Source organism: Paenibacillus monticola, from assembly GCF_009664975.1.
GTDB lineage: Bacteria > Bacillota > Bacilli > Paenibacillales > Paenibacillaceae > Paenibacillus_AQ > Paenibacillus_AQ monticola.
This window is the reverse complement of record NZ_WJXB01000004.1, coordinates 454510-476341: the sequence shown is the minus strand read 5'-3', so window position 1 is coordinate 476341 and position 21832 is coordinate 454510. Positions and strand designations below refer to the sequence as shown.

The window sequence follows — 21832 nt, the reverse complement described above, 5'->3', positions numbered from 1 at the left end:
CAAAGCTTTACGAATAAAGCTCACTTTGTGAGCTATACTCTACCAACTTCATTAACAGCCTTCTGCAGGCTAGAATCATAAAACTGTATAACCTTCTGATTCGCTTCATACGCACGGTACGCAGCATTTAAATCTACGGTAGCCTGGGTAGCATCTACATTAGAATTCTCCAGATATCCTTGACGCACCTGCATATTATCCGTGGCAGCAGAATTCCGGATACCAGCAGCGCCAGCGTCATCAGCGTGGAATACACCGTTACCGTCACGCACCAGCTCCTGTGGTTTCATGACTACACTAACACCTAGCTTAATCCCTGAGGGAAGCCCTGTAGCCGAATTCAGCAAATTACCCTGTCCGTCCACTTTAAGGTTGTCCTGCGGCTCTGTCAAGACTATCGGTTTACCGTTAGCATCAAGGACCTTGAAACCGCCTGCACTAAGTACATCGCCGGTAGCAGTCACCGAAAAGCTGCCGTTTCGTGTATACAAGTTGTTACCCTCATTATCTTGAACAGTGAAAAAGGCCTGCGGCTGATAGGTAACCTCGCCATTAGCATTTATATTCTTGCCTGAACCATCAAAAGACATATTGGCACCGGTAGTAGGATCTGCCACCTGCAGATCGGTAGATAAAGCGAAATCTATCGATTTGCCGCTCTGAATCAAATCACCCTGCAAATATTGAGATACCGATTGTTCTGCGAATACGCCTGTATTCAGACGTCCGATTGTTTTACTTGTACCATTGTTATTCATAGCGGAGATCAGTACATCCGGAAAAGCATGGCTTATGCTGTCAACTTGCTTGTAGCCTGTTGTATTTAAATTGGCAATATTTTGAGTTGCTGTATCATGTCTACGCTGTTGCGTAATCATACCAGCAGCGGCCGTATATAATCCTCTTATCATTGAAGGCAATTCCCCTTCCTAATTCTCCTGATATCTTATATTATCGGCTGCTTAGAACTTTTTCTTAACGACCTTGTCCAAATGATCCAACATAATTCCAGTTCCCTTTACTACACAGTGCATTGGATCTTCCGCCACCCAAACCGGAACACGCAATTCCTGAGACAATAGCTCGTCCAACCCGTTAAGCAATGCTCCGCCGCCAGTTAGAACTACCCCACGATCAATAATATCCGCAGACAGCTCTGGTGGTGTACGCTCCAACACGGATTTGGCTGCCGCTACGATAGCGGAAATAGGGTCCCACAGCGCTTCTTTTACCTCGCTAGAAGAAATGGTAAGCGTCTGGGGAAGGCCGCTAACCATATCCCGACCACGAATGTCCATCTCAGCCTTCATACCTCCAGGACGAACAGAACCGATTGTAACTTTGATATCCTCTGCAGTGCGTTCACCAATTAACAATTTATACTTCTGTTTGATATATCTTAAAATGGCCTCATCGAACTTGTCCCCTGCGACTTTAATAGAGGAGGCGGTAACGACGTCGCCCATAGACAGTACGGCTACATCCGTCGTTCCGCCGCCGATGTCGACGACCATGTTTCCGCTTGGCTGATAAATATCCATTCCCGCTCCGATCGCAGCGGCTTTAGGCTCTTCCTCTAAGAAGACTTCCTTAGCTCCGCTGCGTTCCGCCGCTTCCCGGATGGATTTCTGTTCGACGGATGTTATATTCGTAGGGGCACAAATCAATATACGGGGTCGCGAATACCAAGTACGGCCGCCAACGCGGTCGATGAAATACTTCAGCATCATTTCTGTGATTTCAAAATCAGCAATAACACCATCTCGAAGAGGACGGATCGTTATGATATTCCCAGGTGTGCGTCCAACCATGCGACGTGCCTGCTCTCCCACCGCAAGGACTTTCTTCGTATCACTTTCAAGTGTGACCACGGAGGGTTCATCCAGAACGACTCCCCTCCCTTTAACATGAATGAGCACATTGGCCGTGCCGAGATCGATTCCGATATCCTTGCTAAACATAATGAAAGAGCCCCCAAAGTGTTATTTTAGATAAAAACAGAAGTTATATAGACTGAACTCAAGAATGTAAATCCTAGCGTTTGGGGACACTATCTAGCTTTGAAAAATCCGTAAACGCCCTGCCTTATTCCAGAGTTCATCATATATAGTACTAAATTTAAAAATACCATACTTTAGGGGAAGTATACAATGCATTAAAACTGAATTATTGCTTAATATTTCCGAAAATGTTATTGCTTTGAGGCTACTGCAACTTCGCGCTTTTTACCTGTCGTTTTTTTATATTTAATTTTTGTGGCTTCTCCCCCCCGAAGATGACGGATTGATTTGTGATATTCAAGAATGTGCTTTACTTGATCGGCCAGATCTGGGTTGATCTCTGGCAGACGCTCGGTCAAATCTTTATGCACCGTGCTTTTTGAAACGCCAAATTCCTTGGCTATGGTCCGGACCGTGTGCCTGGTTTCCACGATGCAGCGTCCGATTTTGATCGTACGTTCCTTGATGTAATCGTGCACGCTCCCGCCTCCCAACTGTGGATAGTTTGGTACATTATATGAGGGGCGGGCCTATATATTCACGCTTTCAGGACATGACAAGCTGGGGGAGGCTCATTTTATTTAATGGACAACTATAGAAATGGCAAAATAAGCCTGCTTAAATCGTAAAAAAGTCATTTGGGACGCAAAAAAACAGGAAGCTTTCGCTTCCTGCGGATAATGTATTAACGCTGCGGCAACAAATCTGTAGGATTTACTACCTTACCATCCTCGTATACCTCAAAGTGCACATGATTTCCAAGGCTCTTCTCAATCTCACTGCGTCCAGCTGTAGCAAGACTGTCTCCCTGCTTCACTACATCACCTTGCTTGACCTTGGCATCACCCAAACTTTGATATACCGTCTTCAGACTACCCGGATGGGTAATTTCGATAATGGTTCCGAAGATTGTGGCATCTTTCTCTACTCTGGTTACCTCACCGCTGAGCGCTGCCTTAACGTCAAACGTCTTATTGTCTTCACGGGCAATATCAACTCCGACATTCGGCACGAAGGTGTCGTTATATTGCACCATGGCCTCAACATGATTCTCTTCCGAACCATTCTCATCATAGAATGGCTTAACTACTTCTACATCACCTGGATTGTCAACTGGCCAAGCCAGGCTTTCTGCTGAAGCAACAACCTCCAAAGCATCTGGATCGCTGTTCACAGCGCCAGTCTCTCCAGCGGTAGTCCCCGCATCTTGTGAACCGACGGCGGCGGTGTCCGGAGTCAGCGGCTTCTGGGCCGCATTATCCTGATAGACCCACACCATGGTTAGTATAATTGCCGCTGCCGCCGTGTAGACTGCCGGAAATACCCACCGTTTGGATAACAGTCTGCTCCATGAAGAAGGCTTTGCGCCTAAATCTCCCTGCACTTTTTTGAGAGATTCATCATGGTTTGATTTGTTTTTGTCTTGTTCATTCATATGTTTATCACCTCAGTAACCAGTGTTACCGGGTGTTCGTCTTTTATACGTATCTTCCAAGTTATTTTTTCAGAAGAGTTGAGACTTGGCAAAATGATATTCCGCTATAGTAGTGTTTGAGAATCTGAGTTGCCGTGCTGCCTTCTTTGGCCATCCCGTTCGCCCCCCACTGACTCATGCCTACTCCATGCCCATTGCCGTATGTGGTAATGTAAATTTCATTGCCTTTGCGCTTCCAGGTAAACTGGCTGGACCGAAGTCCCAGCTTCTCGCGAACCTCCCGCCCGGTGAACACAGTCCCCCCGATCGAGATTTCCTTGATCCGGTGTCCGGTAGTGAGGGATAGCAACTCCATGCTTAATCCGGATGAAGAGACTGACTGCGCTTTTACAGAGTGGGCAATATCCTTAGAAGCGGGGATTGCTGTATTCGCCACACCAAGCTTGCTTAGTAGTTCTGAATTGCTGAATGTATAAGTCACTGCTAAATTAGGTGTTATCTCTTTCTCCCAAGGGCTCTCCACGCTCCGCAGGTACGGTACAGCCGCATTCCAGTAATCCTCCGAGTTCTCGGTGTATCCGCCACTAGAGGCGAAAAAGGATGCCGTGATCGGCTGTCCTTTATAGGTCATTATGATCCCGCGCGTCTCCAGAACCGCGCGGCGAAGTTTCGCCAGCTCGGCGCTCTTGCCGCCGTGCGGCCACTTCCGTTCCAGCGTGGCCGCCGATATATAAGCCTGATGGCTTATTGTATCGGTTACATCCGCACCCGGAACGGGAACGCCGCTGACGTCGCCTGCCAGCAGGCGGCGGACGATAAAGGTGCGGGCCGCTACGGCCTGCGCTTTGAGCGCTTCGAGCTCAAAGTCGGCCGGCATCTCGGCCGCAATCACGCCGCTGACGTACTCTTCCAGCGGCAACGTCTCTATTTGTCCGCTCTGCGACAAATAGACAGAGACCTGCGGCTGCGCGGCTTCCTCCGCAGCCGTTCCCGGCTGCGCCGGGTCGGCCGTGGCGGACGGCACGGCCACAGGCACGGGTTGTCCATGGCGCAGCGGGACAACCGCCAGTGGCAGCAGCAGCGCCGCCAGGAGAGGCGCTGCGAGCCAGGCGGCAGCTCGCAGTCGCCTGAAGCGGGGAGCGCCTCTGTGCGAATGCCACGGCGTTGTCATTTTACGCCGGAAATAGCGGGAATCTTTCATCTCTATGGCTCCTTCCTCGCTCAATGGTGATTCTTATAGATATGAATTTCTAACAACTGCTAGAACACATCTAAGAGAAAGAGAGTAGACGGAAACTCTGTATAAACACGCAAAAAAGACCAAGCCGCATGATTGCAGCTTGGTCTGATCGACAAATTAATTGATATTATACCCAGGACGGTTGAATCTGAAAGCGTGGCTTAGCCTCTTCGCTTTTGTACGATTCACTTTTGACAGCTTCCACTTTAAAAGTTTCTTCTTTCACAGTAGGTACTGCTGTCTCTTCCATTGAAATACGCCAAATATCAGCACCAAGGCCTGACAACTTCTCTGCCAAATGCACATATCCGCGATCAATATGATGTGTGCCGCTAACTTCCGTAGTGCCGTCGGCCACAAGACCAGCCAGAATAAGTGCCGCACCTGCACGCAGGTCTGTAGCACATACCTTAGCTCCAACCAAATTGGCATTGCCCGTAACAATCGCAGAGCGACCTTCGATCTTAATTTCTGCATTCATGTTATGAAATTCATCTACATGCATAAAACGATTCTCAAATACCGTTTCTGTAACTACGCTGGTACCTTCCGAACGGAGCAGCAAGGCCATCATTTGTGACTGCATATCCGTAGGAAAACCAGGATAAGGGAGTGTCTTCAAATCCACAGCCTTAAGCGGCTTGTCACTAATTACGCGAATGCCGTTCTCATCAGGAATAATGGTTACACCCATTTCTTCCATCTTGGAGATAACTGGACCTAGATGATCAGCAATGGCGCCTTCCACATATACATCGCCGCCCGTAATTGCTGCAGCTGCCATATAAGTGCCCGCCTCAATGCGGTCAGGAATCACATGATGTCTTGTGCCATGAAGCCGCTCGACGCCTTCAATACGGATAACGCCTGTTCCAGCACCACGGACAATACCGCCCATGCCGTTAATATAATTCGCTAAATCAACAATCTCCGGCTCTTTAGCAGCATTCTCTAATACGGTCACGCCTTCAGCCAATGATGCCGCCATCATTATATTTTCGGTCGCTCCTACGCTCGCTACATCCAAGTACAATTTAGCTCCGCGCAGCCGACCGTTAATTTTCGCTTCAATGTAGCCCTGGCCAAGACTAATCTCAGCACCAAGCGCTTCAAATCCTTTTAAATGCTGGTCAATGGGTCGTGTGCCGATTGCACAGCCGCCAGGCAAGGAAATACGTGTATGACCAAATCTTGATAAAAGAGGACCCATTACTAAAAAAGAAGCTCTCATCTTACGTACCCATTCATAATCTGCTTCACAAGAGGTGATATTTCTGGCATCGACCTCAATAATATCATTGTGGTATGTAACACCCGCACCCAGAGACTCTAACACCTTGCTAATTGTCATTACATCATCAAGAGGAGGTGCGTCCACAATGATGCTTATTCCTTCTTCGGCCAATAAAGAGGCGGCTATGATCGGTAGTACGGAATTTTTCGCGCCGCTAACTTTCACGGTCCCGGTCAATCTGTTGCCACCGCGGACGATAAATTTACTCATTTTCGGTTTCCCTCCGCGTTCATTATTCTCGAATACAATGTTAAATTCCCTGTTCATACATCAATTACTAAATAAATGAATATTCCTGTCATGAGTCAAATACATTCCTTAAAGTTCAGTGTTGACATAATAAAATATTATTATTCGACACCTTTTTGCATCATAGGTCTATGAGACATATAACCAAACCACCAGCTATTAAAACATATTACGGATCTGTCCGCTCCAGCCCATGTACTCCAGCAGAAACCCCGCCACGAAGTGGCCCAGGACAATAGCTAGCAGCAAATGCAACAGCCGCCCCTGAGGACTCTTGGGATATCTTATGACCAACTCGAGCTTAAGGTTCTGCAAAGCCCACCAAGATATTGCCACACAGAACAGAGATACGGTCATTGAGACCACACCACTGCTGCCGATTGTGCTTAACAACTCCATGTTAACCCCCCGTGTCTCTACATTACTCGGAAATCGACTCTTACATCATACTTGCGTAGGGGAAAAGAATCCAGTACTTTTACACAATTTTAAACAATTTACCCGCAATATCCAAGGAAAACACGAGATGTTCACTTTCATTACCGATGAAAACGGTAAGAAGATACGGCTTTGGCGCCCTTTATAAGGACGGCACCCGTTTCTTCGAGAAATAGAAGGATAATTTATTGTGTGAAACATATAAATTATTATATTTTAAAAAAACAGCCAAGCCATAGGCTTGACTGCTAAGTATTCTACTGTTGCCCTTTTCCTGTGGACACTTTAATCCGTGTAACAGCGCGTTGCAGCGCCAATTCTGCACGGCGGTGATCAACATCATCCTGTTTACTCCGCGTCTGCAGACGGCGTTGTGCCCGCTCTTTAGCAGCTTCAGCACGCTCAATGTCGATATCTTTAGGCAGCTCAGCACTTTCAGCCAGTACCGTTACCTTGTCTTTGTGCACTTCAACGAAACCGCCATGAACGGCAACAATGATTGTAACACCATCCGCTTTGACGGACAACGGAGCAACCTGAAGTGGAGTCACAAGCGGAATGTGTCCCGGCAAAATACCCAAATCGCCATCGGCTCCCTTTACCGTCAAGCTATTAACCTGCTTGGAGTAGACAAGACGCTCCGGCGTGACAATTTCCAACAAAAAGGTATTCACTTCCATTCCTCCTTAAAGCTTTACGAAGTAAAGCTCGCATCGAAAGCATCATCTTAGCTTTACGAAGTAATACTTACTTCGAAAACAATATCTTAGCCTCACGAAGTAATATTCACTTCGAAAGCATCGTCTTTGCTCAGGTTACAGCGTTTTTGCCTTTTCAACTGCTTCTTCAATAACGCCCACAAAAAGGAAAGCTACTTCTGGAAGATCATCATGCTTACCTTCTAGAATTTCCTTAAAGCTGCGTACGGTTTCTTTAATCGGCACATATTTACCTTTGAAACCTGTGAACTGCTCAGCTACGTGGAAAGGCTGTGATAAGAAACGCTCAACCTTACGAGCGCGAGCCACAATAACCTTATCTTCTTCACTCAATTCATCCATACCCAAAATGGCAATGATGTCCTGAAGCTCGGTGTAGCGCTGAAGCAGCTGCTTAACGCCTTGAGCCACATTATAATGCTCTTCACCAACAATTTCCGGAGCCAACAAACGCGAGCTGGAAGCCAATGGATCAACCGCCGGGAAGATCCCTTTTTCAGAAATTTTACGTTCCAAGTTGGTAGTTGCATCCAAGTGGGCAAACGCCGTTGCCGGAGCGGGGTCAGTATAATCATCCGCTGGTACGTAGATCGCTTGAATGGAAGTAACAGAACCTTTTTTGGTGGAAGTAATACGTTCCTGCAACTGACCCATTTCTGTAGCCAACGTTGGTTGATATCCTACTGCAGATGGCATACGGCCAAGCAGTGCAGATACTTCGGAACCCGCCTGAGTAAAGCGGAATATATTATCGATGAAGAGCAACGTATCGCGGCCTTCTACATCACGGAAATATTCCGCCATAGTCAGACCTGTCAGAGCTACACGCAGACGTGCGCCTGGAGGCTCATTCATTTGTCCGAATACCATTGCTGTCTTCTTGATAACGCCAGACTCCGTCATTTCATGGTACAAGTCATTACCTTCACGCGTACGTTCACCAACACCTGCGAATACGGAGATACCGCCGTGTTCTTGAGCGATGTTATTGATTAGCTCCTGAATGGTTACCGTTTTACCAACACCAGCACCACCGAACAGGCCAACCTTACCACCCTTGGCATACGGCGCGAGCAGATCGATAACCTTTATTCCAGTTTCCAGAATCTCCGCTTGTGTCGACAATTCATCGAATGTCGGAGCAAGACGGTGAATTGGGTTTCTTTCAGCAACAACTTCGCCACCGTTATCAATAGGATTGCCCAGCACGTTAAACACTCGACCTAACGTCGCGACACCCACCGGAACCGAAATTGGACTTCCCTGGTCAAACGCATCCAGACCGCGAACCAGTCCATCTGTGGAAGACATGGCAATACAACGTACCACGTTATCTCCCAGATGATTGGAAACTTCAAGGGTCAGATCAATCTTGCGGCCATTATCCAAGCTTGTTTCAATTTTAATAGCGTTGAATATCTCGGGCAGCTGGCCGCGTTCGAATTCAATATCCACAACCGGACCCATAATGCTTACAACGCGTCCTTTATTCATCTTAAATTCCCTCCTTGAAAGCTGTTACTTAAGAAGAAACTACTGTACCGCAAGTTAGGAGCATCCTCTCCCGAAGGGAGTATTACAGCGCATCTGATTGTACGGCACTCGTTTCTCATAAAATAAAAGGCAAAGTCAAGCACTCAGCTCTACCTCTCTAATACTTTAGGACTGCGCGTTCGCACCGGCCACGATCTCGGTAATTTCCTGCGTAATTGCCGCCTGACGAGCGCGGTTGTACGTAAGTGTAAGTTCTCCGATCATTTTCGAGGCGTTCTTCGTAGCACTACCCATCGCTGTCATCTTCGCACCCAGCTCACTGGCCTTGCCATTCAGAATTGCGCTATAAATCAAAGTTTCGGCATATTTGGGAAGCAATACTTCCAATACACCTTCCGGTGATGGCTCATATTCATACATTGCACTTACTCCATGCTGCTCTTTCTTCCCAACAGTCTCCATCGGCAGTAGCCGATCTACGGTTGGTTCTTGAGTCATTGCATTAACAAAATGATTATAACAAAGGTACAACTCATCAAATACACCCGATTCAAACTGCTGCACTGCGGAGTAGGCAATCGACTTGATGTCAGCAAACGTTGGTGCATCAGAAAGCTCGGTTACTTCCTCAACAATCGGGTACTCACGGCGGCGCAGAAAATCACGGCCCTTACGGCCGATCACAAATATGCCGTACTCGTCTTTGGATTTGTGTTTCTCCGCGATGAGCAATGTCAATTTACGCAAAATATTAGCGTTATATCCTCCCGCAAGCCCTCTATCTGAGGTAACGATAAGATAAGCTGTTTTCTTCACAGGGCGGCTGACCAGCATAGGATGCTTGATGCCCTCTGAACTACCAGCGATACTCGTTACGACCTCCTTAAGCTTCTCTGAGTAAGGACGGGCCGCTTCTGCTTTCTCCTGCGCTTTTCTCAGCTTGGAGGCAGCTACCATCTCCATCGCCTTTGTGATCTGTCGGGTGTTCTGAACGCTCTTGATTTGACGTTTAATATCACGCATGCTTCTTGCCATGATTTCACCACCTCAAAGCTTTGACGAAGTCAAAGCTAACTTCGTAAGCATATTCTTAGCTTTGACGAAGAGCTAACTTCGTAAGCATATTCTTAGCTTTGACGAAGAGCTAGCTTCGTAAGCATATTCTAAACTTTGGCGAACCAAAGCTCTCTTTATAAGTTCTCAATCATCGACTAAAACTTAGCTAGTAGCAAAGCCCTTTTTAAACTTATCAATAGCGGCTATTAGAGCAGCTTCGTTATCTGCAGTTAAATCCTTTGTATCCGTGATGGATTTAATGACTTCAGCCACACTGCTTTCCATGAATGCCAGAAATTCCTTTTCAAAACGTTTTACGTCCTTAACTGGAATATCATCGAGGTGACCCTTTACAGCCGTGTACAAGCTGAGGACCTGATGCTCAACAGACAAAGGCTGGTTCACGCCTTGCTTCAGAACTTCCATCATGCGGGCACCACGGTTTAGACGGGCTAGTGTAGATTTATCGAGATCAGAACCGAACTGTGAGAACGCCTGAAGTTCACGGTATTGGGCAAGATCCAGACGGAGGGAGCCAGCAACCTTCTTCATTGCTTTGATCTGCGCAGAACCACCTACACGCGATACAGAGATACCAACGTTAATGGCAGGACGTTGACCGGAGTAGAACAGGTCTGATTCAAGGAAAATCTGACCGTCTGTAATCGAAATTACGTTCGTTGGAATGTAAGCCGATACATCGGAGGCCTGTGTTTCGATAAATGGCAGAGCGGTTAATGAACCACCACCAAGCTCATCGCTAAGCTTAGCTGCACGTTCCAGAAGACGGGAGTGCAAGTAGAACACGTCACCAGGGAAAGCTTCCCGGCCCGGTGGACGACGAAGCAGCAAGGATAATTCGCGATAAGCGGAGGCTTGCTTCGAAAGGTCATCATAAATGATAAGCACATGCTCACCTTTGTACATGAAATATTCACCCATTGCACAACCTGCATATGGAGCAATATACAACAGCGGGGACGGCTCAGAAGCCGAAGCGGTTACGATAATCGTATAATCCAAAGCGCCATGCTTGCGTAAAGTTTCTACAACCTGTGCCACCGTAGATTGTTTTTGGCCGATGGCAACATAGATACATTTCATCCCGTTGCCTTTTTGGTTAATAATTGCATCAATTGCGATCGCTGTTTTACCTGTTTGACGGTCACCGATGATAAGCTCGCGTTGTCCCCGACCAATCGGCACCATGGCGTCAATGGCTTTTAGACCAGTCTGCATCGGTTCATGAACCGATTTACGATCGATAACACCCGGAGCATTGTTCTCTACCGGACGGAATTCAGTCGTAACGATTGGACCTTTGCCATCAAGTGGCTGACCAAGCGCGTTGACTACACGGCCCAGCAGCGCATCGCCAACTGGAACCTGCATAATTTGTCCTGTGCGCTTTACTTGGTCGCCTTCACGAATTGCTGTGTACTCACCCAGAATAACAACACCAACGTTGCTTTCTTCTAGATTCAGTGCCATACCCACTACTCCGTTGGAGAACTCAAGCAGTTCGCCTGCCATTGCGTTTTCCAGACCGTAGACACGGGCGATACCGTCGCCGACTTGAATAACGGTGCCAATTTCGGCAACTTCGATATCGGATTTATATTGCTCAATTTGACTTTTGATCAAAGTGCTGATCTCTTCAGGTCTGATGCCCAATATCCTCACCCCTATCTTCTATACTTAACATTACTTAACATTAAAGGATTTCTCGAGACGCTCTAATTTGCCGGATAGACTACCGTCGTACAGCGTATCGCCAATCAAAACCTTAAGTCCGCCCAATAAGCTTTCATCAACCACATTCTTGACACGGATTGTCCGTTTCACCAATTGGCCAAATTCGGCAGCTACACTTGCCTGCTCCTCTGGACTCAGAGCATATGTGGAGTACACTGTGGCATCACCGATACCGAGAGCGTCTCCTTCAATCTTGATATACGTTTCCAGCAGTTCAGCAAAAATATCGGTTCTGCCCCGTTCAACCAGCAGTTCTACAGTGTTCATTACCGTTGGCGACACCTTATCTTGAAGTACTGTGCGCAGCACATTCAGCTTGTCGGACTCCGAGATACGCGGCGCAATGATAAACCGTTTCACCTCTTGGTCGTAGTGAAGCACTTCGACAACTGCTCGCAACTGTTCTTCTACTTCAAGCGTAATGCCCTTATCCACCGCCGCACTGTATAGCGCTTTAGCGTAACGTTTGGCAACTACCGTATCGCGGCTCATGATTGGCCTCCTACCTCTTTGAGGTATTGATCAACGAGCTGTTCTTGTTCACCACTCACACTAACTTCTTTTTGCAAGAGCTTGGAAGCGATGCGAACGGATACTGTGCCGATTTCGCTGCGCAGCTCCTCGACAGCTTTCTTCTTCTCGTTCTCGATATCCCGGACTGCTTCGTCCTTCACGCGTGATGCATCAGCTTTGGCTTGCTCCAGAATCCGTTCTACCTGTTGACTGCTGGTAATCTGGGATTGCTGAATAATTGTCTGAGCCTCTTTACGCGCGCTGTTCAGTGCCTGTTTCTGCTCTTCTACATATGCGACCGCCTGTTCTCTGGTCTTCGTAGCTTCATCCATTTGCTGCATAACCAGCTCACGGCGCGTCTCCATTACTGCAAACAATTTGCTGAAGGCATATTTGCTAAGTAGAAAATATAGAATCCCAAAGGCGACAATCGTAAAGATAATATTTGTGTAAACTATTTCCACTTGAGGTCACTCCCTTCCGTTACCGCAGCATGCGGACGTATACAAAAGTAAGGCGCGGATGGCATCGGCCGTCCCCGCCAAACCGTAAATACGGTTTATTAAGTAAACATGATCAGGAATGCAATAACTGTTGCTGCCAAAGGAATAACTTCGACGATACCTACACCGATAAACATTGTTGTTTGCAAGATGTTGCGAGCTTCCGGTTGACGAGCAATAGATTCTACTGTTTTACTTACGATCATACCGTTACCAATACCTGCACCAAGTGCACCCAAACCTACTGCTATTGCTGCTGCCAAAAATTCCATTTGTAAATATCCTCCTTCAAATTTCGGTTCTATTGTGCTTAATGATATAAAATATCTCCCGCAAAGAGAATACGGCTTACTGCCATTCTTTACGACAGTTCATTAATGAGCTTCTTCCTCGTGGATCGTCATCTGTGCGATATACACCATCGTCAGAATTGTGAAAATAAAAGCCTGCAGTGCAGCTACAAAAATACTGAAGCCCTGCCAAATGGCCAGAAACGGTATACTCGCTACTCCCAACTTCAAAATAACGGTTATGAGCACCTCGCCCGCAAAAATATTGGCAAATAGACGAATGGCCAGCGCCACCGGCTTGGACAAATTCTCAATAATATTGAGCGGCAGAAAAATTGGAAACGGTTCGATATAATGCTTAAAGTAGTGTTTGCCATTAAGCTTGATGCCCAGATAATTCATCAATACAAACACGATGATGGCTAGTCCTGCGGTAACGTTGATGTCGGCAGTCGGTGACTTATACCATAAAAGTTCAACGTGATCTCCAGGAACCATATTCCGCGTTGCCTCAATTACATGCCCGAATACTGAAACTGGACCCTCAGTAACTTCTGTAACGACTGAGAACGGTAATCCAAGCAGGTTAGAAACAAAAATGAACAGAATCAACGTCAACCCCAAAGATATGTAGGGCTTCCCTTTCTTCAGATCCATCGCACTGCTGATTAACCCCTCTACAAATTCCACAACCCATTCCATAAAATTCTGAAGTTTGGAAGGATTCTCAACCGAAAGATTACGAACTGACAGCATAACCAGACCGAATACTACTATCGAACTGATCAGAAGCATCAGAACAGCAGACAAATCTATCGGTATTCCTCCGACAAAGATTTTCGGCATATCATGCATAGCATCATCCCCCTTTCTCTTTACTCTGGTTAAAGCTTGTTTCTGATACCCAGATATATCCCTGTAGGTATGGCAAGAAGCTGAGGAATGAATAAACCTAGAATGGTTGCTCCCAACGAGAGATTAATCTTCACCGCGAACATGGTGACCAAAATCGCAAAGCATATCCTTGTGACAAAACCTAGGCTGAATGCATTCCCCTTATTGCTCGCTATCGACTGCGTCACCCGTCGAACCTTTACAGCCAGATAACGGAAGTTTGCAAGTCCCGCCACCAGACCCAAAGTCATGCCCAGCGTAACGTCGCGAGTTTCATGATGAAGTGCCCAACCTATCAGCAATCCTACCATGAGCGCTAACGTCAATTTGGTGACCGTGTTTATCACGGGAGTCATATTATCCATTCTGCTCCCCCAAAAATTTTTTGACTAACAGGACGACGTTTACAATACCCAGAACCATTCCGGCTATAGTTCCGATGGCTAACCAATAATCCGGACCGGCCAAGCGGTCTCTCAACCACCTTGCCACAAAAAAACCCATAATAATGTAAGAAGCTAGTAAAGTCCCTGCGCTTCCAAGTACTAGTGCAGCACGTCCTAAGCTGTCCATGTTTTTTTGTTCCTTCATGGCTACAATCCCAACTAATTTTACTGAATTTCCAGACAGTTTGTCAATTCGTCAAACATTACTCAAAAAAACTCTGAAAAGATGAAAATAATCACAGCAAAACATTCCAAAACCATATAAACCGTACAGTTCTACTGTATGTTGAATTTGGTCTTTGAAAATATCGCTTACAATGTCCATAAATTAATTTGTGAACATTCTGTGAAATTCTTCAGGGCGTTTTTCGTTCACTCCGAAATGGTGCAAAATCGCATTGACAATTCTTTCGGATGCTTTACCATCTCCATACGGGTTGGCGGCCCGGCTCATGGACTGATAGAGCACTTGATCAGTCAGCAGAGCATGTGTCCGTTGATACACCTTCTCCTCGTCCGTTCCCACCAGCTCCAGCGTTCCGGCTTCTATCCCTTCCGGGCGCTCGGTCGTATCACGCAGCACAAGCACAGGAATTCCGTAAGAGGGAGCTTCCTCCTGCAGGCCGCCGGAATCGGTTAAAATCAAGTGGGTATGTGGATAAAAATTGTGCAGATCTACGACATCCAGTGGATCAATTAGCTTAATTCTCGGGTGCCCGCCTAAAATTTCATGTGCCGGTTCCCTAACCGCAGGACTCGGATGCACAGGATAAACAATGGCCACATCTTCAAATTCATCAGCGATTCTTCTGATAGCACGGAAAATATGACGGTGCGGTTCGCCTTGTGATTCTCTGCGGTGCGCCGTCATTAAAATAAGTCTTTTTCCTGAAGCAAAGTCCAGTACAGGATGCCGATAGTCCGGCTGTACGGTATATTGAAACACATCGGTTACCGTGTTGCCTGTGATATAAATACTTGATTCTTTTTTGTTCTCGTGTCTCAGGTTATCAGCTGAAAGATCGGTTGGAGCAAAATGTAAATCAGCTAACACTCCTGTCAATTGACGGTTCATTTCCTCTGGGTATGGAGACAGCTTATTCCAGGTCCGAAGTCCTGCTTCTACATGCCCTACCTGAATTTGCTGCAGAAATGAAGCATAGCTGGCCAGAAATGTAGTCAGTGTATCCCCATGTACAAGCACAAGGTCAGGTTTGGCCTCCTTCAGCACAGGCTCCAATCCTTCCAGCACACGAATGGTAATCTCATTCAATGTTTGACGGTCCTTCATTACATCCAGATCGTAATCCGGGGTGATCTTGAACACTTCCAAAACCTGATCGAGCAGCTCGCGATGCTGGGCCGTTACACATACAATCGTTTCAATATGCTCGGAATGTTTTTTCAGTTCCAACACCAAGGGCGCCATCTTGATCGCCTCGGGGCGCACACCAAAAATCGTCATTACTTTAATTTTAGACATAACCCCTACCCTTTCTTTAAACCCTTCGAAGTTGCCTTGTTGAATAAAGACCTTATGTGTATTACTTCGTTCCGTACAGGCGATCTCCAGCATCGCCGAGTCCTGGTACGATATAACCATGCTCATTTAAATGATCATCAAGTGCAGCTACATAAATATCAACATCGGGATGAGCCGCTTGCACAGCCGCAACCCCTTCTGGAGCAGCAATCAGGTTCATCATCTTAATCTGGGTACATCCCCGCTTCTTTAGCGCTGTAATAGCAGCAATTGCCGAGCCGCCAGTGGCCAGCATCGGATCGATTACGATCAGCTCGCGTTCTTGCACATCAGTAGGAAGTTTAATATAATACTCAACCGGTAGAAGTGTGTCTGGATCGCGGAACAATCCTACATGTCCTACCTTAGCTGCGGGAAGCAGCTTCAGTACGCCTTCAAGCATACCCAGCCCTGCCCGAAGAATTGGAATAAGACCCAGCATTCTTCCGGAAATCACCTTACTCTGTGTCTCAGCAACCGGTGTCTGCACTGTAATGGTCTCGAGCGGAATATCACGTGTAATCTCATAAGCCATCAAGGTAGCTACTTCATCGACATGCTCTCTAAATTCTTTCGTGTTCGTTCTCACATCGCGTATAAATGTTAGTTTGTGCTGAATCAAAGGATGATCGCAAATCACCAATTTTCCCATTAACTTGTCCCTCCGGTAATTGTGAGTCTTATAGCCATAGAAAGCGTTTATACTTCTCTGCGGCTAAATCTTGTTCATTATATCATTCCCTTCACCGCTTTTCACCTATGAAGGAACTGACACTTTTAGTTAGGAAGCAGACGCCGCCATTTACTGCAATCTGCTGCAGCCCGCAAGATACTCGGTAAAGATTAGGAGTTTGCTCAACTTGCTGGATAAATCTCGTGTTTAAATTTGCTTGAATTCAAAAATTTTATACTTTTCACATTTCTTTCACTGATTTTCATTAATTTAATGAAAATTTCATGAACTTTCATGGAACCAATCATTTGGGGAAGCTAAGATTTTTAAACCTAAAGTGTGAACATTATGCAACAACAAAAAAACTCCGCCAAGGTCAATAAGCTGACCTCGCGGAGCAAGAAGAAACGGCTTTGCCGTCCTTTTAGGGATGGCACCCGTTTCTTCGAGAAATATAAGGATAAGTTATCGTCTGAAGCATATACATTCTTATATTTGCAAAAAGAAACACTCGAATATACATACGATACCGCAGCTAATCTTAATATTTTAGGTCGGTGTACAGTGGGTATTGCTCCGTAAGTTCCGCTACTTGGCGGGCAGCTTCAGTCAATTTCACTTCGTCCTCTGGATTCTTCAGAACGTTGGCAATAATACGGCCGATGATTACCATGGCCTGCTCGTCCATACCACGCGAGGTGACTGCAGGTGTACCTATCCGGATGCCACTGGTTACAAATGGACTTGTAGGGTCAAATGGTATAGCATTCTTATTCACAGTGATGCCGACGGAATCCAGTACTTTTTCCGCTACTTTGCCAGTGATATTGAGATTACGGGTATCGAGCAGCATCAAATGATTGTCCGTCCCGCCTGATACAATGTTTACTCCTTCACCTATAAGTGTTTCTGCCAGTATTTTCGCATTCTTCACTACATTCTCAGCATAAGTCTTAAAGGATGGCAGCAGCGCTTCTCCAAATGCCACAGCTTTGGATGCAATCACATGCATAAGAGGGCCACCTTGAGAACCAGGGAATACCGCCTTATCGATTGCAGCCGCCCATGGCTGTCTACACATAATCATACCTCCGCGTGGACCGCGCAAAGTCTTATGTGTTGTAGTTGTAACAAAATGGGCATATGGAACCGGACTCGGATGAAGACCTGCCGCAACCAAACCGGCGATATGTGCCATATCTACCATAAACAGAGCTCCGACATCATTTGCAATAGAGCCTAGCGCTTCAAAATCAATAATACGCGGGTATGCACTCGCACCAGCTACAATTAGTTTAGGACGGTGCTTAAATGCTGCTTTGCGCACTTCATCATAATCGATGAGGAATGTATTCTCTTGAACACCATAGGCTACAAAGTTATACAGCAAACCGGAGGCATTGACCGGACTGCCGTGCGTTAAATGGCCACCATGTGCCAGGTTCATGCCCAGCACAGTATCCCCTGGGTTAAGTGCGGCCAGATACACTGCCATATTCGCCTGAGCGCCGGAATGCGGCTGCACGTTTACATGATCGGCACCAAACAGTTGTTTTGCACGATCACGGGCCAGGTTCTCCACAATATCCACATCTTCACAACCACCATAATATCTTTTGCCGGGATAGCCTTCTGCATACTTGTTCGTAAGCACGGAGCCCATTGCTTCCATAACGGCTTCACTGACGATATTTTCTGAGGCAATAAGCTCAATATTGGCACGCTGACGTCTTAACTCCAGTCCCATCGCTTCCAGTACTGCCGGGTCACTCTTACGCAATTGTTCCATGATTCTTATTTCCTCCTAGTGTTTGTGTTTATATTTTATTGAAGCTCGCTGGTCAATCGCAGAGCTGAGAACCACTAACTTCAGGTGTATGGTATACTGCACGTTCGCCGCCGATCAACGCCGGCCTAGTCCAAGCCGCATTCACTCTAGCCGCACCAATGTAGCGTTGTGTGGGCCGGAAAGGGACTGCCACAGCGCGCAAATGCATACCAATCAACGTCTCCCCAATATCTATTCCGGCATGAGCTTGTACGCTTTCGGCCAGAACAGGATCCGCCATCGAACGGTAAGCAGCGGCAGCCATAGAGCCCCCGGCTCCGGGTATAGGTACAGCAGCAACTTCCTTCAACCCAAGTGACGCAAGCAAAGAGCGTTCCATTACAAGCGCACGGTTCAAGTGCTCACAGCACTGGTATACCGGTTGAAAGCCCCATTCTTCAGCAACTTGGCGTACCCCTTCAAGCAGCTGTTCTGCCACTTCCAGCGCGCCTCCAGTACCAATTCGAACACCAGCGACCTCGCTAGTACTGACTCCGACAACAAGAACTTTTCCAGGCCCAAGCTTGCCAATCTTCGCCAGCTCACGTACCACGGTGGCAGTTACGGCAGTCCAAGAAAGCTCTACTTCCGCCGGATGTTCTGTACTTTCGGTTACATTAGTGGATGCACATTTTTCCCAAGGGTCCTGCTTCACGACTTCGTCCATCTCCTTACCTCCTCACATCATAAACATAGACTAGTTGTAATCAGGTTCATTTTAAACAAAAAAGAGCAGTCCGCAGGTAGCTGCGGATTTGCTCTTTTGCCCAGGCGACCGGCCGTTTATTCCGATGCTCCATCGTGGTTTGATCCACACTTGTCGCCAGTTACACCGGAACCGATATTTGTTCTTTCATATTAATGCAAAGGCCACTGAAAATCAACCTTCATTACAAACGGCGTAAGGATTCCAACTTATCCAGCAGACCGAACAATGCTGTACGGATCTCGGCAGCCGTTAGCTCATAATCTTCGCGGTTCCCTCCAAAGGGATCAGAAATATCGAAGCTTGGAATCCGTTGGCGGATCTCAATAATCCGCTGCAAATCTTCAGCATTCGGTTCCCCACCAAGCGCTAGGCTAAGTTCTGCATCCGCATATAGGCTATCCAGCTCTTTAATATCTTCAGTTACAGCGTCTTCGTCATGCACGTATTCCTTCAGTGTGTAAGTCTTCGTTACCGCGTCCGGGAAATACTGCAGCAAATGCCTTTTATGCCCACCGGTCAGCGTCAATACAAGATCTGCCCAAGAAACAGTTTGCCCCGTTAGCTGAGAGGATAGAATATGGTCATTAATACCTTCATCCCGCAGAATAGCTGCGGCATGTCGTGAAATCGAAGTACCGGAAATGGCAGATACACCTGCAGACCGCACTTCCAGGTCGATTCCGCGTTCCTTTGCTAGTTTCCGTAGAAGCCCTTCGGCCATTGGACTACGGCACGTATTTCCGGTGCAGACGAATAAAATATGCAGCATGCTTTCCACCCCCATGAATATTGAAAGATACTTTCGCCGTTATTGTATCAGAAGATGAACAGTAAGCCAAACGCCAAAAGTATTGCCCCACCCAAGGCTTCACCGTATTCACCAAGTCCGCGGCTAACATGCCGCCCTAGCAGCAAGCCGACAGTCGACATTAAGCCGCCGCAAATTCCAAAGGCCAGCACGGTCAAAAATACACTATTTACAAACATTCCTAATGATACTCCCACGGAAAACGAATCTACACTTACACTTAAAGAAATGAGCAGCATGCCCCAAAATGTCCGGTGACTCGTTCCCCGCATCTCACTGGAAATCGGACGAAAGGAGTTAAAAACCATATGCGTCCCCAGTAGGACAAGCAGACCGCCAGCTGCATAAGCCGTTACCTGACCGAGCAAATGCCCAACGTAACTTCCCGTAAGTAAGCCCAGAAGTGGCATAAGCACATGAAAAAAGGCAATAAGCAGGCTCATTTGCAGCACATGCAGCAGACGAATGCCCTTCATCCCGATGCCTACACCGAGTGAAAAAGCATCCATGCCCAGCGCAATTGCCATTATAGCAATTGTTAGGGTCTGCCCCCATCCGGCATATACTTCACCCATGCCCATTCCCCTACCCCCAAGTCCGTTATATCTTGTACTACAACGATATGCGGACAAGATGGCAATCATGACTGGGTCAGGAATTCGGGAAGAGCCTAGCTAGGTAGGGTTAGAGAGCCGTGTTTAGCCGGCTTCGATTACGGAGCCACCGGCTGCTTTCATCAGCCGGTTCATGATGGCTGCGCCGAGGCCGGTCTCCGGACATGCCTCGGCCAGAATGTAGGTGGCTCCCGCTTCATCGAAGCGCCGCAGCGCGGCATACAGGGAGCGGGCTCCCTCCTCTGGCGAGGATAATGAGCCAAGAGATACAACGCAGGCGGCAGCTTCGGCGGGATACAGGGCCTTATGCTCCGCAAAGAGGAGCAGGCCCGTATTCTCGCCGGCCTGCTGCGCCGCCTGCAGCAGAAGCGTGGCCTCCGCCGCCACGCGTTGCGGCGAAGCGCCGCGCACTACGCCGAGCCAGCCGCGCGGCGCGTAGTGCGTGTACTTCATGCCCGGCGCGCGCGGGCCGGGGCTGCTCCCACCGGCCGCGAATTCCGGGCCGGAGGCAGAGCTAGCATCTGCTGCTGCCGCAGCTGCCAGCTCCACAACAGCGGCAGGCGCTGTATCTACAGCATCCGCGCCCGCTACAGAAGCGAGCTGCTCGGTGGTGATGCCACCGGGACGCAGCACAGCGATCATGCCGTCAGGCTGCACCTGCACGACGGTTGATTCCAGACCGACCCCGGCAGCGCCGCCGTCCAGGACGCCGCCGATATAGCCGGCCAAGTCGTCCAGTACGTGCGAGGCCAGGGTCGGACTTGGCCGGCCGGAGCGATTGGCGCTAGGTGCGGCAACCGGACAGGCCGCCGCACTTAATAGTGCCAAGGCCACCGGATGATCAGGCATGCGTACGCCGACCGTATCCAGACCTGCCGTCACGAGGGGCGATAGAACACCAGACCGGACCGGCAGAACCAGCGTTAAAGGGCCGGGCCAAAAAGCATCAATCAGCGCCTGAGCCGTAGGGTGCACAGCAGTAACAAGCCCGTCCAGAGCACTTCGATCGGCAATATGCACGATTAAGGGATTGTCGGACGGGCGTCCTTTTGCCGCGAATACGGCTTCAACAGCTGCTGTATTCCGGGCGTCTGCACCCAGACCGTAAACCGTCTCGGTGGGAAATGCCACAGTGCCACCCGCGCGTAGCATTTTCGCCGCTTCCGCTATAGCTGAACGGTCTTCCTCCGTCTGCACTAATAAAGAAGCCTCCACTGCTGACTTCAGCTCCCAATATACGGTAGTGCTTATATCGCCGCTCTGCCGCTGAACAGCAAATAAAGAATCTTTAGGTTGTTCCATACTCATCACAGGCTTTCTAAATAATTACTTGCTCTTATTCAAGAAGAAAC

24 protein-coding genes and 1 riboswitch are annotated in these 21832 nt (G+C 47.8%); all 24 genes read right to left on the bottom strand.

Going from position 1 to position 21832, the window contains the following annotated elements; genetic code table 11:
• Positions 1 to 32 precede the first annotated feature (32 nt).
• The 24 genes from GJB61_RS14775 to GJB61_RS14660 all read right to left on the bottom strand — a co-directional run bounded on the left by GJB61_RS14775 (position 33) and on the right by GJB61_RS14660 (position 21782).
• Positions 33 to 911 (bottom strand): flagellar hook-basal body protein, encoded by an 879-nt coding sequence (locus GJB61_RS14775; protein WP_154119252.1) that lies wholly within the window; start codon positions 909 to 911, stop codon positions 33 to 35.
• 51 nt (positions 912 to 962) lie between these two features.
• On the bottom strand, positions 963 to 1961 hold the full coding sequence (gene mreB, locus GJB61_RS14770; protein ID WP_154119251.1) for a rod shape-determining protein: 999 nt from the start codon (positions 1959 to 1961) through the stop codon (positions 963 to 965).
• 230 nt (positions 1962 to 2191) lie between these two features.
• The gene (gene spoIIID, locus GJB61_RS14765; RefSeq protein ID WP_239714245.1) at positions 2192 to 2479 is read right to left on the bottom strand and encodes a sporulation transcriptional regulator SpoIIID; all 288 of its coding nucleotides are present in this window, start codon (positions 2477 to 2479) and stop codon (positions 2192 to 2194) included.
• A gap of 206 nt (positions 2480 to 2685) precedes the next feature.
• The gene (locus GJB61_RS14760; protein ID WP_154119249.1) at positions 2686 to 3435 is read right to left on the bottom strand and encodes a M23 family metallopeptidase; all 750 of its coding nucleotides are present in this window, start codon (positions 3433 to 3435) and stop codon (positions 2686 to 2688) included.
• Positions 3436 to 3496: 61 nt separating this feature from the next.
• Entirely contained in the window at positions 3497 to 4636 is a 1140-nt protein-coding gene (spoIID, locus tag GJB61_RS14755; protein WP_154119248.1) for a stage II sporulation protein D, read from the bottom strand.
• A 166-nt stretch (positions 4637 to 4802) separates the two neighbouring features.
• Positions 4803 to 6179, bottom strand: a complete 1377-nt coding sequence (gene murA, locus GJB61_RS14750; protein ID WP_154119247.1) for a UDP-N-acetylglucosamine 1-carboxyvinyltransferase — start codon at positions 6177 to 6179, stop codon at positions 4803 to 4805.
• 198 nt (positions 6180 to 6377) lie between these two features.
• On the bottom strand, positions 6378 to 6617 hold the full coding sequence (locus tag GJB61_RS14745) for a DUF1146 family protein (RefSeq protein WP_154119246.1): 240 nt from the start codon (positions 6615 to 6617) through the stop codon (positions 6378 to 6380).
• Positions 6618 to 6913: 296 nt separating this feature from the next.
• Positions 6914 to 7330 (bottom strand): F0F1 ATP synthase subunit epsilon, encoded by a 417-nt coding sequence (locus GJB61_RS14740; RefSeq protein WP_338115829.1) that lies wholly within the window; start codon positions 7328 to 7330, stop codon positions 6914 to 6916.
• Positions 7331 to 7471: 141 nt separating this feature from the next.
• Positions 7472 to 8869 (bottom strand): F0F1 ATP synthase subunit beta, encoded by a 1398-nt coding sequence (gene atpD / locus GJB61_RS14735; protein WP_154119244.1) that lies wholly within the window; start codon positions 8867 to 8869, stop codon positions 7472 to 7474.
• 165 nt (positions 8870 to 9034) lie between these two features.
• Complete coding sequence (gene atpG / locus GJB61_RS14730) at positions 9035 to 9904, bottom strand: ATP synthase F1 subunit gamma (protein WP_154119243.1); 870 nt, start codon at positions 9902 to 9904, stop codon at positions 9035 to 9037.
• A gap of 183 nt (positions 9905 to 10087) precedes the next feature.
• The gene (atpA, locus tag GJB61_RS14725) at positions 10088 to 11599 is read right to left on the bottom strand and encodes a F0F1 ATP synthase subunit alpha (RefSeq protein ID WP_154119242.1); all 1512 of its coding nucleotides are present in this window, start codon (positions 11597 to 11599) and stop codon (positions 10088 to 10090) included.
• A gap of 30 nt (positions 11600 to 11629) precedes the next feature.
• The gene (locus GJB61_RS14720; protein WP_154119241.1) at positions 11630 to 12172 is read right to left on the bottom strand and encodes a F0F1 ATP synthase subunit delta; all 543 of its coding nucleotides are present in this window, start codon (positions 12170 to 12172) and stop codon (positions 11630 to 11632) included.
• A complete protein-coding gene (atpF, locus tag GJB61_RS14715) occupies positions 12169 to 12657 on the bottom strand; it encodes a F0F1 ATP synthase subunit B (RefSeq protein WP_338115828.1) in 489 nt (162 codons plus the stop codon). The genes GJB61_RS14720 and atpF overlap by 4 nt, the downstream gene beginning before the upstream one ends.
• A gap of 98 nt (positions 12658 to 12755) precedes the next feature.
• A complete protein-coding gene (atpE, locus tag GJB61_RS14710) occupies positions 12756 to 12968 on the bottom strand; it encodes a F0F1 ATP synthase subunit C (RefSeq protein ID WP_154119240.1) in 213 nt (70 codons plus the stop codon).
• Between the two features lie 102 nt (positions 12969 to 13070).
• Complete coding sequence (gene atpB / locus GJB61_RS14705; RefSeq protein WP_154119239.1) at positions 13071 to 13841, bottom strand: F0F1 ATP synthase subunit A; 771 nt, start codon at positions 13839 to 13841, stop codon at positions 13071 to 13073.
• A 29-nt stretch (positions 13842 to 13870) separates the two neighbouring features.
• Positions 13871 to 14245, bottom strand: coding sequence for an ATP synthase subunit I (locus tag GJB61_RS14700; RefSeq protein WP_154119238.1), 375 nt, complete (start codon positions 14243 to 14245; stop codon positions 13871 to 13873).
• Entirely contained in the window at positions 14238 to 14471 is a 234-nt protein-coding gene (locus GJB61_RS14695) for an AtpZ/AtpI family protein (protein WP_154119237.1), read from the bottom strand. Before GJB61_RS14695 ends, GJB61_RS14700 begins: the two co-directional genes overlap by 8 nt.
• A 183-nt stretch (positions 14472 to 14654) precedes the next feature.
• Entirely contained in the window at positions 14655 to 15809 is a 1155-nt protein-coding gene (gene wecB, locus GJB61_RS14690; protein ID WP_154119236.1) for a non-hydrolyzing UDP-N-acetylglucosamine 2-epimerase, read from the bottom strand.
• 61 nt (positions 15810 to 15870) lie between these two features.
• A complete protein-coding gene (upp, locus tag GJB61_RS14685) occupies positions 15871 to 16500 on the bottom strand; it encodes a uracil phosphoribosyltransferase (RefSeq protein ID WP_154119235.1) in 630 nt (209 codons plus the stop codon).
• A 562-nt stretch (positions 16501 to 17062) separates the two neighbouring features.
• Complete coding sequence (locus tag GJB61_RS14680; protein WP_338115855.1) at positions 17063 to 18313, bottom strand: serine hydroxymethyltransferase; 1251 nt, start codon at positions 18311 to 18313, stop codon at positions 17063 to 17065.
• A 49-nt stretch (positions 18314 to 18362) separates the two neighbouring features.
• Positions 18363 to 19016, bottom strand: coding sequence for a TIGR01440 family protein (locus GJB61_RS14675; protein WP_154119233.1), 654 nt, complete (start codon positions 19014 to 19016; stop codon positions 18363 to 18365).
• Positions 19017 to 19107: 91 nt separating this feature from the next.
• Positions 19108 to 19190, bottom strand: a riboswitch (ZMP/ZTP riboswitch).
• Positions 19191 to 19239: 49 nt separating this feature from the next.
• A complete protein-coding gene (locus GJB61_RS14670) occupies positions 19240 to 19827 on the bottom strand; it encodes a low molecular weight protein arginine phosphatase (protein WP_154119232.1) in 588 nt (195 codons plus the stop codon).
• A 47-nt stretch (positions 19828 to 19874) separates the two neighbouring features.
• Positions 19875 to 20441 carry a manganese efflux pump MntP gene (locus GJB61_RS14665; protein WP_420819748.1) on the bottom strand — a complete coding sequence of 189 codons (567 nt, stop codon included), beginning with the start codon at positions 20439 to 20441 and terminating at the stop codon, positions 19875 to 19877.
• 123 nt (positions 20442 to 20564) lie between these two features.
• Positions 20565 to 21782, bottom strand: coding sequence for an L-threonylcarbamoyladenylate synthase (locus GJB61_RS14660; protein WP_154119473.1), 1218 nt, complete (start codon positions 21780 to 21782; stop codon positions 20565 to 20567).
• Between the last annotated feature and the right edge of the window lie 50 nt (positions 21783 to 21832).

Coding starts and splice junctions, on each gene's coding strand:
- GJB61_RS14775 (WP_154119252.1), bottom strand. CDS start 911: ATGATAAGAGGATTATATACGGCCGCTGCTGGTATGATTACGCAACAG.
- mreB (WP_154119251.1), bottom strand. CDS start 1,961: ATGTTTAGCAAGGATATCGGAATCGATCTCGGCACGGCCAATGTGCTC.
- GJB61_RS14760 (WP_154119249.1), bottom strand. CDS start 3,435: ATGAATGAACAAGACAAAAACAAATCAAACCATGATGAATCTCTCAAA.
- spoIID (WP_154119248.1), bottom strand. CDS start 4,636: ATGAAAGATTCCCGCTATTTCCGGCGTAAAATGACAACGCCGTGGCAT.
- murA (WP_154119247.1), bottom strand. CDS start 6,179: ATGAGTAAATTTATCGTCCGCGGTGGCAACAGATTGACCGGGACCGTG.
- GJB61_RS14745 (WP_154119246.1), bottom strand. CDS start 6,617: ATGGAGTTGTTAAGCACAATCGGCAGCAGTGGTGTGGTCTCAATGACC.
- atpD (WP_154119244.1), bottom strand. CDS start 8,869: ATGAATAAAGGACGCGTTGTAAGCATTATGGGTCCGGTTGTGGATATT.
- atpG (WP_154119243.1), bottom strand. CDS start 9,904: ATGGCAAGAAGCATGCGTGATATTAAACGTCAAATCAAGAGCGTTCAG.
- GJB61_RS14720 (WP_154119241.1), bottom strand. CDS start 12,172: ATGAGCCGCGATACGGTAGTTGCCAAACGTTACGCTAAAGCGCTATAC.
- atpE (WP_154119240.1), bottom strand. CDS start 12,968: ATGGAATTTTTGGCAGCAGCAATAGCAGTAGGTTTGGGTGCACTTGGT.
- atpB (WP_154119239.1), bottom strand. CDS start 13,841: ATGCATGATATGCCGAAAATCTTTGTCGGAGGAATACCGATAGATTTG.
- GJB61_RS14700 (WP_154119238.1), bottom strand. CDS start 14,245: ATGGATAATATGACTCCCGTGATAAACACGGTCACCAAATTGACGTTA.
- GJB61_RS14695 (WP_154119237.1), bottom strand. CDS start 14,471: ATGAAGGAACAAAAAAACATGGACAGCTTAGGACGTGCTGCACTAGTA.
- wecB (WP_154119236.1), bottom strand. CDS start 15,809: ATGTCTAAAATTAAAGTAATGACGATTTTTGGTGTGCGCCCCGAGGCG.
- upp (WP_154119235.1), bottom strand. CDS start 16,500: ATGGGAAAATTGGTGATTTGCGATCATCCTTTGATTCAGCACAAACTA.
- GJB61_RS14675 (WP_154119233.1), bottom strand. CDS start 19,016: ATGGACGAAGTCGTGAAGCAGGACCCTTGGGAAAAATGTGCATCCACT.
- GJB61_RS14670 (WP_154119232.1), bottom strand. CDS start 19,827: ATGCTGCATATTTTATTCGTCTGCACCGGAAATACGTGCCGTAGTCCA.
- GJB61_RS14665 (WP_420819748.1), bottom strand. CDS start 20,441: ATGGGTGAAGTATATGCCGGATGGGGGCAGACCCTAACAATTGCTATA.
- GJB61_RS14660 (WP_154119473.1), bottom strand. CDS start 21,782: ATGGAACAACCTAAAGATTCTTTATTTGCTGTTCAGCGGCAGAGCGGC.